This window comes from Lysobacterales bacterium, from assembly GCA_014946745.1.
Lineage (GTDB): Bacteria > Pseudomonadota > Gammaproteobacteria > Xanthomonadales > Xanthomonadaceae > Aquimonas.
Map to the genome: position 1 here is coordinate 1415882 of JADCRD010000001.1, position 13906 is coordinate 1429787.

At 67.5% G+C, this 13906-nt stretch carries 11 protein-coding genes; 7 read left to right on the forward strand and 4 right to left on the reverse strand.

The genetic code is table 11. The annotated features are described in order from the left end of the window. Positions 1 to 12: 12 nt before the first annotated feature. Positions 13 to 705: an ABC transporter ATP-binding protein gene (locus H4O13_05620; GenBank protein ID MBE5314866.1), complete on the reverse strand. Its 693-nt coding sequence runs from the start codon at positions 703 to 705 to the stop codon at positions 13 to 15. Then, complete coding sequence (locus tag H4O13_05625) at positions 702 to 2195, reverse strand: efflux RND transporter periplasmic adaptor subunit (protein MBE5314867.1); 1494 nt, start codon at positions 2193 to 2195, stop codon at positions 702 to 704. Before H4O13_05625 ends, H4O13_05620 begins: the two co-directional genes overlap by 4 nt. A gap of 396 nt (positions 2196 to 2591) precedes the next feature. Here H4O13_05625 and rpsO point away from each other — a divergent pair, with 396 nt between their 5' ends. From rpsO to H4O13_05655, 6 genes are all read left to right on the forward strand, one after another. Beyond that, entirely contained in the window at positions 2592 to 2852 is a 261-nt protein-coding gene (gene rpsO / locus H4O13_05630) for a 30S ribosomal protein S15 (GenBank protein MBE5314868.1), read from the forward strand. A 21-nt stretch (positions 2853 to 2873) separates the two neighbouring features. Beyond that, the gene (pnp, locus tag H4O13_05635; protein MBE5314869.1) at positions 2874 to 4976 is read left to right on the forward strand and encodes a polyribonucleotide nucleotidyltransferase; all 2103 of its coding nucleotides are present in this window, start codon (positions 2874 to 2876) and stop codon (positions 4974 to 4976) included. Positions 4977 to 5153: 177 nt separating this feature from the next. Further along, positions 5154 to 5612, forward strand: coding sequence for a DUF4442 domain-containing protein (locus H4O13_05640; GenBank protein MBE5314870.1), 459 nt, complete (start codon positions 5154 to 5156; stop codon positions 5610 to 5612). Between the two features lie 76 nt (positions 5613 to 5688). After that, on the forward strand, positions 5689 to 7866 hold the full coding sequence (locus tag H4O13_05645; protein ID MBE5314871.1) for an SUMF1/EgtB/PvdO family nonheme iron enzyme: 2178 nt from the start codon (positions 5689 to 5691) through the stop codon (positions 7864 to 7866). A 29-nt stretch (positions 7867 to 7895) separates the two neighbouring features. Further along, a complete protein-coding gene (locus H4O13_05650; GenBank protein MBE5314872.1) occupies positions 7896 to 8621 on the forward strand; it encodes a DUF502 domain-containing protein in 726 nt (241 codons plus the stop codon). Further along, a complete protein-coding gene (locus H4O13_05655) occupies positions 8618 to 9376 on the forward strand; it encodes a queuosine precursor transporter (protein MBE5314873.1) in 759 nt (252 codons plus the stop codon). The genes H4O13_05650 and H4O13_05655 overlap by 4 nt, the downstream gene beginning before the upstream one ends. Before the next feature lie 26 nt (positions 9377 to 9402). On the opposite strand, the gene motB is transcribed toward H4O13_05655, so the two are convergent. Both motB and motA read right to left on the reverse strand, forming a co-directional pair. After that, a complete protein-coding gene (motB, locus tag H4O13_05660; GenBank protein MBE5314874.1) occupies positions 9403 to 10461 on the reverse strand; it encodes a flagellar motor protein MotB in 1059 nt (352 codons plus the stop codon). Between the two features lie 45 nt (positions 10462 to 10506). Beyond that, positions 10507 to 11370 (reverse strand): flagellar motor stator protein MotA, encoded by an 864-nt coding sequence (gene motA, locus H4O13_05665; protein ID MBE5314875.1) that lies wholly within the window; start codon positions 11368 to 11370, stop codon positions 10507 to 10509. Between the two features lie 172 nt (positions 11371 to 11542). On the opposite strand from motA, the gene H4O13_05670 reads away from it, so the two are divergent. Then, positions 11543 to 13876, forward strand: coding sequence for a SpoIIE family protein phosphatase (locus tag H4O13_05670; protein MBE5314876.1), 2334 nt, complete (start codon positions 11543 to 11545; stop codon positions 13874 to 13876). The last annotated feature ends 30 nt before the right edge of the window (positions 13877 to 13906 follow it).

Consider the following 13906-nt stretch of genomic DNA (forward strand, 5'->3'; position numbering starts at 1 on the left):
GCGGGTTCGGGCTCATCGGGGCAGCTCCTTCAGTTCGCCGTCGTGCATGGACAGCACGCGATCCGCGCGTGCCGCCACATCGGGATCATGGGTGATCAGCACAATGGTGTGGCCCTGCGCCTGCAGGTTCTGGAACAGCTTGAGGATCTCCTCGCCGGTGCGCGAATCGAGCGCGCCGGTGGGCTCATCGGCGAGCAGGATCGGCGCACGGTTGATCAGCGCGCGGGCGATCGCCACGCGCTGCTGCTGGCCGCCGGAGAGCTCGCTGGGGCGGTGCTTGCCGCGGTCGGCCAAGCCCACCTCGGCGAGGGCCTGCTGGGCGCGTTCGCGGCGCAGCTGCGGCGGCACGCCGGCATAGGTCAAGGGCAGCATCACGTTGTCCAGCGCCGACATGCGGCTCAGCAGATGGAAGCCCTGGAAGACGAAGCCGATCTTCTCCAGCCGAAGGCGCGCGCGGCCGGCGGCGTCGAGTTCGGCGACATCGACGCCGTCGCAGAGGTAGCGGCCGGCGCTGGGTGAGTCGAGGCAGCCGATCAGGTTCATCAAGGTCGACTTGCCCGAGCCGGAGGGGCCGATGATGGCGACGAACTCGCCGTGGGCGATGTCAAAGCTGACGCCGCGCAGGGCGACAACTTCTGCGGCGGTGCCTTCGGCGTAGACCTTGCGCAGGTCAGAGCAGTGGATGACGGGCGCGGCAGCCGTCATGCGCCGCCCTCGGTGCCGGTGATCACGGCATCACCCTCGGCGAGCGCGCTGCCGACGATCTCGGTGTGGCTGCTGTCCGACAGGCCTGCTCGCGTCTGCACGGCTTCCGGTCTGCCGTCGCGCAGCACATAGACCGTGACGGCGCGCGCGTTGACCAGCTCACTGAGCTGGGCATCGAAGCGCTGCTGCTGAGTTTCGTCGAGTGTGGCGAGGAATCCCGCGTAGCCCTCACGGATGCGTGCCGTCATGCCGGCCGCGATCTGCGCCTGGCTGGGGCCGCCGCCGCCCATCGCGAACATGGGGCCGCCGCCGCCCCCGCTGCCCTGGGCCATGCGCTGCTGGATCTGCTGGCGCATGCGTTCGGCGCGCTCGCGCGCCGCGGTGGCGTCGGCCTCGAAGGCGGCCTGCTGCTCCGGCTTGAGTTCCAGTCCCATGGCGATGCGGGCGAGGTCGTCGGCGAGGTTGCCGCCGCCGAACATGCGGGCCATCGGATTCTCGGCGGGCGCGTCGGTCGGCTTGAAGCGCAGCGCCGCGTTGGGCACGCGCAGCACCCCGCGGCGCTCGCTGACCTCGATGCTCGCGTTGGCCGTCATGCCGGGCAGCAGGCTGAAGTCGGGATTGTCGACGGCGATGATGACCGGGTAGGTGATGACGTTCTGGGTGTTCACCGCGGCGAGCCGCACCTGCTTGACCTCGCCGCGGAAGTCGCGGCCGGCGAAGGCATCCACCGTGAACTTCACCGGTTGACCCGGGCGGATCTGGCCGACGTCGCTTTCGTCGACGCTGAGCTCGATCTGCATCTGGCTCAGGTCCTCGGCGATCTGGAACAGCACCGGCGACTGGAAGCTGGCGGCCACGGTCTGACCGGGCTCGGCCGTGCGGCTCAGCACCACGCCGTCGACCGGCGCGCGGATGACCGTGTAGGCGAGGTCGAGCTCGGCATTGGCCACGTTGGCTTCGGCCTGCTCGATCTGCGCATGGGCGGAGGCCACGCGCGCCACCGCCTGTTCGCGGGCGGCAACGGCGAGATCCACTTCAGCGCGCGAGACGAGCTGGCGTCCAATCAGCTCCTGCTTGCGCGCGTAGTCGGCCTCGGCGTTCTTCTGGGCGGCCATCGCCTCTTGCAGGCTGGCGCGCGCGCTGGCGAGCGCGGCGCGGGTCTGGGTCAGACGCGCCTGGTAGTTGGCCGGGTCGAGACGGGCGATGACCTGGTCGCGGGTCACGCGATCATTGAAGTCGACCAGCACCTCCAGGATCTGCCCGGACACCTGTGAACCGATGTCCACCGTCGACAGCGCCTTGAGGGCGCCTGTCGCGGAGATGGCGACCCGCAGGTCGCCCCGCTCCAGAGGCGCGCTTCTGTAGCTGAGTGCCGTGTCCTCACGCAGGGTCGTCCAGTAGTAGCCGCCGCCAAGCACGCTGGCGAAGACGGCCGCATAGGCGAACAGGGCAGGGCGGAATCGACGGGAGGCAGCGGAGCGCGAAGTCATGAAGGGGGAGTGCTCAGGCAGAGTGAGGAGGGTTGCGAATGCAACGCGGCGAAGACCGCGATCCGTCGTAGTGAGTTCAGCGCAGGCGATCTCAGGCGCTCAGGATCTCGCTTCCGCGGGTGCGCGGCGATGCCCGATGGTCATGCGCGAGCCGAAGGGCAAGTCGTGTCGACCGGTGTCCAGGGCCGGCCGTGAAGTTCATGCTCTGGCTTCGCGGTTGTGGGCAAACCCTCGCGTGGACTACACTTTCGCGCCCCTCCGGCCGGCCTGCCTTTCGCTCGCAGCCTTCGAGGCGGCAAACCCACACCCCCACCACGGCGGTCCTCGCGGTGCTCCGCGCGTGCGTTTTCGCATGCATTCCGGGGTTCCTGCGGTTCCCGCATCCAAGAGGTTCACATGTCCATCGACACCCAGAAGATCATCGAAGATTTCAAGCGCGGCCCCGGCGACACCGGCTCCCCGGAAGTGCAGGTGGCCCTGCTGTCGGCTCGCATCGAGCAGCTGACCGAGCACTTCAAGATCCACAAGCTTGACCACCACGGCCGTCGCGGTCTGATCCGCTTGGTCAACCAGCGCCGTCGCCTCCTGAGCTATCTCAAATCCAAGGACGGCGATCGCTACAAGACGCTCATCGAGCGCCTCGGCATCCGTCGCTAAGCCCATAAGGGGACGTCAAACGTGGCGAAAGTAACCAAGACTTTTCAGTACGGAAACCACCAGGTCACGCTGGAGACGGGTGAAATCGCCCGCCAGGCCGGCGGTGCGGTCCTCGTCAAGATGGCCGACACCGTCGTGCTGGTCACGGCAGTTGCCAACAAGGGCCTGCGCGACGGCATCGACTTTTTCCCGCTCACGGTCGACTACCAGGAGAAGTTCTACGCCGGCGGCCGCATCCCGGGCGGCTTCTTCAAGCGCGAAGGTCGCCTGACCGAGAAAGAGACGCTGACCTCGCGTCTGATCGATCGTCCGATCCGCCCGCTGTTCCCGGAAACCTTCCGTCATGAGGTCCAGGTCATCGCCACGGTGATGTCCATGAATCCGGAAGTCGATGGCGACATCCCGGCCATGATCGGTGCCTCGGCGGCCCTGTGCCTGACCGGCGTGCCCTTCAAGGGCCCGATCGGTGCGGCCAAGGTCGGCTACAAGAACGGCCAGTACCTGCTGAACCCGACCGCCAGCGAGCTGGCCACCTCCGACCTGGAGCTGGTGGTTGCCGGCACCAAGGACGCGGTGCTGATGGTCGAGTCCGAGGCCAAGCTGCTGTCCGAAGAAGTCATGCTGGGCGCGGTGGTCTACGGCCATCAGCAGCTGCAGACGGTGATCAATGCGATCAACGAGCTGGTCGCCGAAGTCGGCGTCAGCACCTTCCCGTGGACGGCACCGGAGCCGGCGACCGCTTTCATCGACGCCATCAAGGCGGCCGTGGGCGATCGCCTGGAGAAGGCCTATCGCATCCAGACCAAGGCCGAGCGTCGCGAAGCGATCAACGCCCTGCGCAAGGACGTCCTCGCGGCGATCGAGCCGCAGTTCGAGGCGAACGGCTGGACCACCAAGCAGTTCTTCGCCGAGTTCGGCGACCTCGAGTACCACACCATGCGCGCCATGGTGCTGGCCACCAAGAGCCGCGTCGACGGCCGCGACCTGACCACGGTGCGTCCGATTGCCGTGCGCACCGGCGTGCTGCCCCGCACTCATGGCTCGGCCCTGTTCACCCGCGGTGAGACCCAGTCGATCGTGGTGGCCACGCTGGGCACCGCGCGCGACGGTCAGATCATCGATGCGGTGTCCGGTGAGTACAAGGAACACTTCCTGTTCCACTACAACTTCCCGCCCTACTGCACCGGCGAGACCCGTCCGATGATGGGCCCGAAGCGTCGCGAGATCGGCCACGGCCGTCTGGCCAAGCGCGGCGTGCTGGCGGTGATGCCGTCGATGGAAGAGTTCCCGTACACCATCCGCTGCGTGTCGGAGATCACCGAGTCGAACGGTTCCTCGTCGATGGCGTCGGTCTGCGGCTCCTCGCTGGCGCTGATGGACGCGGGCGTGCCGATCAAGGCGCCGGTGGCCGGTATCGCCATGGGCCTGATCAAGGAAGGCAGCGCCTTCGCCGTGCTGTCCGACATCCTCGGTGACGAAGACCACCTGGGCGACATGGATTTCAAGGTCGCCGGCACCGAGAAGGGCATCTCGGCCCTGCAGATGGACATCAAGATCGAGGGCATCACCGAGGAGATCATGAAGATCGCGCTCGATCAGGCCAAGGCCGGTCGACTGCACATCCTCGGCGAGATGAACAAGGTCATCAACGCGCCGCGCGCCGAGATGAGCGAGTACGCCCCGCGCCTGCTGACGATCAAGATCCACCCGGACAAGATCCGCGAGGTCATCGGCAAGGGTGGCGCGACCATCCAGTCGATCACCAAGGAGACCGGCACCCAGATCGACATCCAGGATGACGGCACGATTGTCATCGCTTCGGTCAATGCCGCTCAGGCGCAGGCCGCGAAGGCCCGCATCGAGCAGATCACCTCCGACGTCGAGCCGGGCCGCATCTACGAGGGCAAGGTCGCCAAGCTGATGGATTTCGGCGCCTTCGTGACCATCGCTCCCGGCAAGGACGGTCTGGTGCACGTCTCGCAGATTTCCTCCGAGCGCGTTGAGAAGGTCTCCGACAAGCTCAAGGAAGGCGAGATCGTCAAGGTCAAGGTGCTGGAAGTCGACAAGCAGGGCCGTATCCGCCTGTCGATGAAGGCCGTGCTGGAAGACGAAGCCGGCGGTTGATCCTCTTCGGAGTTTCGCCGACCTACGGAAAGGGCGGGCCGCGAGGCCTGCCCTTTCTGTTTTCCGAAGCCTCCGCGCTGCGTCCCTCTGCCGCCGAAGCGAGGCCAATGGCACGGTCGCGCAGACGCGTGATCCGCTACAAGCTCGCGCACCCACTCGGCCGTACGGACGCTATCGATGCGCATCACCCCACGCCGCCTGCGCTGGATCTTCAATCTCTGGCCGCCGTTTCTGTTTGCCGGCATCCGCGTCGAGCACATCGCCTGCGACTGGAGCCGCGCGCGGGTGCGCATGGATCTGCGCTGGTACAACCGCAACTACGTGCGCACCCACTTCGGCGGCAGTCTGTTCGCGATGACGGACCCGTTCTGGATGCTGCTGGCGATGGAGTCGCTGGGTCGGGAGTTCATCGTCTGGGACAAGGCCGGCGAGATCGAGTTCGTGAAACCCGGCCGAGGCCGCGTGCGCGCCGAGTTCCATCTGGAGCCCGAGCTGGTGCATCGGCTGCGCGAGCAGGCGCGAAGCGAGCGCAAGGTGCTGCACTGGTTCGAGACCGATGTGATCGACGAAGACGGCGACACCGTGGCGCGCGTGCGCAAGCAGCTCTACATCCGCCGCAAGCGCGAAGCGGATTGAGCCCGGCCTCGGGCTCGCGGCGCGCGCGGCGCTCGCCTATGCTCGCGAGCCCGAACGTGATGGCGCCCGCTTCCGCATGAGCTCCGATCCCGCCTTGGCCCCGGCTGCCGCCGACGGCCTGCCGCAGATCCACGGTTACCGCGTCCTGCGCCCCTTGGGCCGCGGCGGCATGGCCGTGGTCTATCTGGCGGTGCAGCTGTCGCTGGACCGCGAGGTGGCGATCAAGGTGATGGCGCAGGACGCCAGCGTCGACGCCGAGCGCGCCGAGCGCTTCGAGCGCGAGGCCCGGATCATCGCGCGGCTGGAGCATCCCAGCATCGTCGGCATCCATGAGGTCGGCCGCACGCTCGACGGACGCCCCTACTACGTCATGCCGTATCTGGCGCGCGGCGATCTCGCGCAGCGCGACCTCAGCGCCGACGAGGACCAGGTCATCGACGTGCTGACGGCCCTGCTCGACGCGCTGGGCTATGCGCATGCGCGCGGCATCGTGCATCGCGACGTCAAGCCCGAGAACGTTCTGTTCGACAGCGGCGGCCGCCCGCAGCTCGCCGATTTCGGCATTGCGCTTTCGCGACGCAGTGTGAATGCGCGCATCACCAGTGACGGCCTGGCGATGGGCTCGGGCGGCTATATGAGCCCCGAGCAGTCGCGAGGCGAGGACGTCGACGGCCGCGCCGATCTCTACAGCTTGGGTGTGCTGACCTTCGAACTGCTCACCGGCGAGTTGCCGTTCCGGGCCAGCGACGCCTTGACCTTGGCGCTGATGCACGCGCAGAGCCCGGTGCCGCGCCTGCCGCAGGGCCTAGCGCACTGGCAGGGCTTCATCGATCAGGCCATGGCCAAGGACCCGCGTCGGCGCTTTCGCAACGCACATGCGATGCAGCGTGCGCTGGATGCGCTCGCGGCGCGCACGCTGTCTGGCTTCAACCTGCGGCGGATCTGGCTGCAGGCGCGCGCCCAGCCGTTGCGTTCGCCGCCGGTGCTCCTGCTGGCGGGGCTGTGTCTCAGCCTGGTGCTGGTGGTGGCGCTGGAGTCGAAGCGAGGCGATGCGCCGGATGCGGTCACGGAGCCCGCGGGCGAGATTGGAACCACGCTCGACCCCGCCGCTATCGCCGCTATCCAGCGTCGACTGGACGAGGCCGCGCTGCAGCGGGCGCGTGGCGATCTCGTGACCCCTGCGGGTGCCAATGCGGCCGAGAGCTATCTTGCGGTGCTGCAGGCAGACCCGGCGCGGGAAGACGCCTTGCTGGGCCTCGACGCCGTCTTTGATGGACTCTCGCAGCGCGCTGTGGCTGCCTTGACTGAAGGCCGCGACGACGAGGCCCTGCAGCGCGTCGAGGAGGCGCGTCTCCTGGCCGATAGCGCGCGCCTGCACGCTCGGCCGGGCTGGCAGCGCTTTGCCGGCGCCTTGGGCGCGCTGATGCGCGAGCGCGTCGAAGCCAATCTGCGGGCGCTCGACCGCGAAGGTGCCGAAGCGCTGCTCAGACGCTGGCGGGAGCTGGGCGGCAGCGGTCCGGAGCTGGAAGCGCTGGCCGACCGCATCGCCGGGCTGCCGGCAGCGGGGATGCGCCTCGCGGATGCCGGCGCACCGCCGCTGCTGCTGGTGCCCGCGCGGCTTCCTGGTTCCCGGGTGGAGCGTCCCTTCGCGCTCATGCAGCGAGAGCTCACGCGCGCCGAGTACGCACGCTTTGCCGCAGCGACTCGTCGCGAGGCGGCACCCTGCCGGCGTCGCGACAGCCTCATTCCCTCGCCCTTCCGCCGTCGCTGGAACGCGCCCGGCTTCGAGCAGGCCGAGGATGAGCCGGTGGTCTGCATCAGTCAGGCCGACGCCCGTGCCTACGCGGCGTGGCTGAGTGCGCGCACCGGCGCTCGCTACCGCCTTCCCAGCCTGGGCGAATGGCGGCACGCCGCGCAGGCCGGACAGCGCCCCACGCGCTGCGCCGAGGCCAACCTTGCCGAGCGCGACGGCTGCCGCGACAGCGTGCGCAACACCAGCGGTGCAGGGCGCTTCCGCGTCGACACGCTGGGTTTCGCCGATCTCACCGGCAATGTCGCCGAATGGTTGGCTGATTGCGCGCGGGGCTCCAACTGCGAGCGTCATCTGCTGGCCGGTGGATCCTGGCGCGAGAGCTTCGCGCCCGATCTGCGGCTCGCGGTGGCGGAGGGTGACAGCGGCCGCGGCTACGATGATGTCGGCCTGCGACTGCTGCGCGAGGTCGACGCCGACAATCTTCCGACTGCCCAGCCCTGACGCCCATGTCGAGTGCCAAGTGAATGCCCATGCCTTCCCCGTCTGAGCCTGGCGAACGCGGCAGCGCGGTCGAGAACCCGCCGCAGCGACGCTGGAACCTGCACATCCAGCGCTACCTGATCACCGGTGTGCTGACGGTGTTTCCTCTGTGGCTGACCTGGGTGGTGTTCGAGTTCCTCCTGCGTCAGCTCTCGCGCTTTGGCGCGCCCGTGGTGGATGCGCTCATGCATGCGCTGACGCGGGTTTTTCCGAGCTTTGGGCGCTTGTTCGATACCGGCTCACTGCGCTTCTCCCTGGCTGTAGTGCTGACCCTGCTCAGCCTGTATGCCCTGGGCTGGCTGGCCAATCGCGTGGTGGGCAAGCGCCTTCTGACCGCACTCGATGCCCTGATTGACCACATTCCGCTGGTCAAGGCGATCTATGGCGGGACCAAGAAGCTGTTGTCAGCGCTGCAGACCAAACCCGAAGGCGCCCAGCGCGTGGTGCTGATCGACTTTCCGCATCGCCAGATGAAGGTAATCGGCTTCGTCACCCGGATCATCCGCGAAGAGGGCACGGGCCGTGAACTGGCGGCCGTCTACGTGCCGACCACGCCTAATCCCACGTCGGGATATCTCGAAATCGTGCCGGTGGAGTACCTCACACCGACCGAGTGGACCGTGGACCAGGCCATGGCCTTCATCATCTCCGGCGGCGCGGTGAGCCCCGAGGAGATCCCCTTCAACCGCGAATCACAGGAGAAGCCGCAGGCATGAGCCCGCGCAGTCAGCGTCTGTTCGTCGTTCTTGCCGGCTTCTTCGTCGCCAACGCAATCCTGGCGGAGTTTATCGGCGTCAAGATCTTCGCGCTCGAAGACACACTCGGGCTCGCGCCCTTCAACTGGAACCTGTTCGGCCAGACCGGCTCGCTCAGCTTCACCGCCGGCGTGCTGCTGTGGCCGGTGGTGTTCGTGATGACTGACGTCATCAACGAATACTTCGGTCCGCGCGGCGTGCGTTTCGTGTCCTGGCTGACGGTGGGGCTGATTCTCTACGCCTTCCTGTTCGCCTATGCCGCGATCGCGCTGGCGCCGGCAGGCTGGTGGCGCGAGGCCGGGGCAGGGCAGGGCGTGCCGGATCTGCAGGCCGCGTTCGCGGCGATCTTCGGTCAGGGCCTGTGGACCATCGGGGGGTCGGTCACCGCGTTCCTGATCGGTCAGCTGATCGATGTGGCGGTGTTCCAGCGCATTCGCCGCCTGACCGGCGAGCGACTGATCTGGCTGCGCGCTACCGGCTCGACCCTGGTGTCGCAGCTGTTCGACAGCTTCATCGTGCTCTACATCGCGTTCGTCATCGGGCCGCAGCAGTGGCCGATCTCGCTGTTCCTGGCGGTCGGCACCGTCAACTACGGCTACAAGGTGGCGATGGCGCTGGCCATGATTCCGCTGCTCTATCTGGCGCGCGCTCTGATCAAGCGCTGGCTGGGCAGCGAGGAGACCGAACGCTTGCGCAGCGAGGCCGCCCGTCCCTGAGCAGCCCTCGAACGAGGCTGCGCGGCTCAGGTGCGCGGTCGGGTTTCGATGCCTTGCGCCCGCAGGGCGCCTGCGGTGGCGTTGGGATCGGCGTCGGCTGCCGCGGCGGGCGCGCCGTCTGGCGCGTCGGCGGGCGCTTCGCTGGCGCCCTCTGAACCCTCGGGCGTCGCGGGCGCGGCTTCATCGTCGGCGCTTTCCGCGCCGAAGCCATCCGTTCGGCGCGCGGCGTCTTCCGCGGCCCTGTTCATGATGATGATGCTGATCCGGCGGTTGATGGGGTTGGTCGGCTGGTCCTTGTCGAACAGCACCGAGGACGACAGCCCGACCACGCGCGAGACTTTGTCCTCGGGCAGGCCCGCGCGGACCAGCTCGCGCCGCGCCGCATTGGCGCGGTCGGCAGACAGTTCCCAGTTCGAGTACCCCGTCGTGCTGGCGTAGGGGGTGGTGTCGGTGTGGCCGGAGAGGCTGATGCGCTTGTCGACGCTGTCGATGTAGGGCGTCAGCTCCTTCAGGATCTGGCGGGTGTAGTCCTTGAGCGTCGCGCTGCCGCTGTCGAACATCGGGCGATTCTGCTGGTCGACAATCTGGATACGCAGTCCCTCGGGCGTGATGTCCAGAAGCAACTGGTCCTTGAAGGGCTGCAGCGCCTGGCTCATCTCGATGGCGGCCTCCAGCTCCTGTTTGAGGGAGTCGAGCTGGCGCTTCTCTTCCTCTTCGGCGAGACGCTTGGCCTCTTCGGCGTCGGGCACTTCTTCCACCTCGCCGATCTTGGGACCTTCCCCGTCCATCGTCGGCGAGATGTTGGTCGGGCCGATCTTGACCGGGTTGGTGCCCGATCCACCGGCGCCCATGGCGGCCGGCGGCGGCGCTTGCGAGGTGCCGCGCAGCACGCTCGGATTCTTGAAGTACTCGGAAATGCCCGAGAGCTTTTCCTCAGGCATCGAAACGACGAGCCACATGACCAGGAAGAAGGCCATCATCGCGGTGACGAAATCCGCGTAGGCCACCTTCCAGGCGCCGCCGTGGTGGCCGCCGGCAACCTTCTTGACGCGCTTGATGATGATCGGTTGCTGGGCGTCAGCCATACCGGGTCTCCGCGCGCTTGATCGACGGCTCCATCAGCAGACGCCTCACTTCGCCGCCTTCAGTTCGGCTTCAAGGTCCTGGAAGCTCGGCCGCACGTCGCTGAAGAGCAGCTTGCGCGCGAACTCGATCGCCACCTGCGGCGGATAGCCACGCAGGTAGGCGATCAGCGCCATCTTGACGATCTCGAAGGGTTTGCTGTCCTCATCCGCGCGCGCGCCCAGCGCGTTCGCCACCGGCCCCACGTAGCCGTAGCCCAGCAGGATGCCGAGAAAGGTGCCGACCAGCGCCGAGGCGACCTTCTGACCGATCACCGCCGGTGGCGCATCGCCGACGATGCTCATGACCTTCACGATGCCGAGCACGGCGGCGACGATGCCGAAGGCGGGCAGGCCGTCAGCGACGTTCTGGATCGCGTGACTGGGCGTGTGCGCCTCCTTGTGGTGGGTCTCCAGCTCGACTTCGAGCAGACCCTCCAGTTCGTGCGGGGCAAGGTTGCCGCCGACGATCAAGCGCAGGCAGTCGGTGGTGAAGTCGAGCAGATGATGGTCCTCCAGCACCTTCGGATACTTCTGGAAGATCGCGCTGTTGGCGGGGTTCTCGACGTGGTCCTCGATCGACATGAGGCCGTCTTTGCGGATCTTCTGCAGGATCTCGTACAGCAGCTTGAGCAGGTCGATGTAGTCGGCGCGCTGGAACTTGGCCGGCTTCAGCAGGGCCAGGGTGCCGCCGATCGCGGCCTTCAGCGTCTTCATGGAGTTGGCGACCACGAAGGCGCCGAAGGCACCGCCGCCGATGATGAAGAGCTCAATCGCGGCCGCTTCGGCCACCGTCATGATGTTGCCGCCGGCCAGCATGAAGCCGCCGAAGACGCACAGGGTGACAAGGATGGCGCCAACAATGATCAGCATTCGGGAATCCGTAAGGCCAGAGTCGGAGTAGGGCCGGCACGATGGTTGCAGCGCGAGCACATCCGTCGTGCCGCGTGATCCACAGCGGATTGCGCGCGACCCAGGGGGCTCAATGCAGAATCCGTTCCCAACTGACGGCGACAATTTGACGTCGCGCGAGCTGTCCGAGTCCGTGCCCGCCCGAACCAGCCTGCAGCGCACGCTGACCCGCGCGCTGGCCGGCTTTGGCCTGCTGCCGCTGCTGCTGCTGGGCGTGGTTGCGGGCGCCGGCGACTACCTGGTGCGCCTCAATCAGGCCAAGACCTCGCTGGGTGCAGCGGTGACGGCTGCCAGCGCCGATCTGGATCTGTTCCTGATCGCCCACCGCAGCGCCGTGCAGCAGCTCGCCAGCGAGTTCGCACGCTCGCCCGGCGATGAGGGCGACCTGGTGGCGCGACTGGAGCGTACTCGGGCGGCGTTCCCCGACTTCCTGACCATGCTGGCGACCGACGCCGAGGGCCGGGTGATCGCCGGCTCCTTCGACAACCGCACCGGCATCGATCGCGCGATCTGGTATGGCATCGACGTTTCCGATCGCGCCTACTTCCAAGAGCCTAGAGAGAACGGGGCGCCCCTGGTCAGCAGCGTGTTCCAGGGCCGCGGTTTCGGCGAAGACCCGCTGTGCGCCGTGTCGGCGCCGATCATGCTCGCCGACGGTCGATTCAACGGCGTGGTGCAGGGCTCCATCCGAGTGGAGGAACTGAGTTCCGCGTTTGCCGCCGCGAGTCACTCGGAGGGCCTGGGCCTCGTGATTCTCGATCCCGAGGCGCGGATCGCCTGGGCCAGCCCCGGGCTCGGTCTCAAGCCCCTGGAGATTGCCCCCGAAGACTTGAGTCGGGAGCTGCCGCTCAGCCTGCCGCGCTTCCAGAGCCCGCAGATTCCCGGTCTGGAGGGCGATGTGCTGCTGCTCGAACAGCCGACCAGCCTCGGCTGGCGCGTGCTTGCGCTGATGCCGCGGCAGGCGCTGCTGCAGCGCACCCTGCTGGATCTTGCCGTGGTCGTGCTGGCGCTTCTGGCAATGGCGGCGCTCGCCCTGTTCGCTGGCCGTCGCTTCGTGCAGCGTTTTCTGCGTCCTCTGGAGGACATTGCCCTGCGCATGGATCGGCTCTCGCTGTCGAGCCACCCCGAGCGCTTTCGACACCGCAGCGCGCTCAGCGAGCTGGCGCGACTGGAGTCGGCCTTCCTGCGTCTCGGTCAGCGGCTTGGCGAGAGCTACCAGCAGCTGCAGGAGGAGTTCGCCAAGGAATCGGCGCTGCGCGCCGAACTTGCCGAGGCCCGCGCCGAAGCCCTGCGCGCCGAAGGTGAACTCGACGCCGCGCGCGAGATCCAGATGGCGATGCTGCCCTCACGCAGTCGACTCGAGGGCTGGCCGCGACTGAGACTGGCGGCGCTGCTCGAACCGATGCGCGCGGTCGGCGGCGACTTCTTCAACGTGCTGTCAATCGATTCCGATTGCGTGGTGTTCTTCATCGGCGACGTGTCTGACAAGGGCGTCCCGGCCGCGCTGTTCATGGCGCGAACCATGACCTTGCTGGAGCCGGGCGCCGCCCGGGCGGAGACGCCAGCCGAGACCCTCCAACGGGTGGGGCGAGTGCTCGCCCAGGACAATCCCGGCGGCATGTTCGTTACCGTGCTGGTGGGCAGACTGGAGCTCGACTCGGGGCAGCTCAGCCTGGCCAGCGCGGGCCATGATCCGCCCTTGCTGCGCACCCGCGACGGCCGTGTGCAGACCGTGGCGCTTGAGACCGGACCGGCGCTGGGCTTCGAGGAAAGCGCGGAGTATCCCGAGGTGCGTCTGCGTCTGCTTCGAGGGGACTCGCTGCTGATGTTCACCGATGGTCTGAGCGAAGCGGAGGACGCGCACGCCGAAGCCTTCGGCGAAGCGCGCATCGCCGAGGTTCTGGAGGCCTTGCGTGATCCCGATCCCCAGATCTGCGTCGACGCGCTGACCGCCGCCGTGCAGCAGCACCGTCAGGCCAGCCCGGCCGACGACCTCACCTTGCTCTGCCTGCAGCGTCCGCTTGCCGGACAGGCGCAAGCCGGTGAGCTGGGCGTGCTGCCTTCGCGCGGGCTGTCGGCGCTGCCGGATCTTCTGCAGGAGCTCGAGGAAACACTGACTGATCTGGGGCTGGAGGCGGAGACCCAGCACGATGTCCGGCTGGTCGCCGAAGAGATCGTGAGCAATGCGCTCACCCACGGCTGCCACGGTGCCTCTGGGGTGGCGGTGATGGTGGGCTTCGAGCTGTGCGCTGATCGCATTCGCCTGCGCTTTGAAGACGACGGCCTGCCCTTCGATCCTCTGGCACAGAACCTGCCTGACGTCGACATGCCCATCGAAGAGCGCGGCATCGGTGGGCTGGGCGTTCTGCTGGTGCGAGAGCTGGGCCAGGACGTCCGCTACGAACGCTGCAACGGCGTGAACCGCCTCACTCTCTGGCTGCCCCGCAGCGACGTATCGCAGCCGTGACGCTCGATCCTGACCTGACCCCTGATTCCC

Excerpts from the sequence above, each read along its gene's own strand:
- motA (MBE5314875.1), bottom strand. The coding sequence starts at position 11,370 with ATGCTGATCATTGTTGGCGCCATCCTTGTCACCCTGTGCGTCTTCGGC.
- H4O13_05620 (MBE5314866.1), bottom strand. The coding sequence starts at position 705 with ATGACGGCTGCCGCGCCCGTCATCCACTGCTCTGACCTGCGCAAGGTC.
- H4O13_05625 (MBE5314867.1), bottom strand. The coding sequence starts at position 2,195 with ATGACTTCGCGCTCCGCTGCCTCCCGTCGATTCCGCCCTGCCCTGTTC.
- H4O13_05650 (MBE5314872.1), top strand. The coding sequence starts at position 7,896 with ATGCCTTCCCCGTCTGAGCCTGGCGAACGCGGCAGCGCGGTCGAGAAC.
- H4O13_05645 (MBE5314871.1), top strand. The coding sequence starts at position 5,689 with ATGAGCTCCGATCCCGCCTTGGCCCCGGCTGCCGCCGACGGCCTGCCG.
- H4O13_05640 (MBE5314870.1), top strand. The coding sequence starts at position 5,154 with ATGCGCATCACCCCACGCCGCCTGCGCTGGATCTTCAATCTCTGGCCG.
- motB (MBE5314874.1), bottom strand. The coding sequence starts at position 10,461 with ATGGCTGACGCCCAGCAACCGATCATCATCAAGCGCGTCAAGAAGGTT.
- rpsO (MBE5314868.1), top strand. The coding sequence starts at position 2,592 with ATGTCCATCGACACCCAGAAGATCATCGAAGATTTCAAGCGCGGCCCC.
- H4O13_05655 (MBE5314873.1), top strand. The coding sequence starts at position 8,618 with ATGAGCCCGCGCAGTCAGCGTCTGTTCGTCGTTCTTGCCGGCTTCTTC.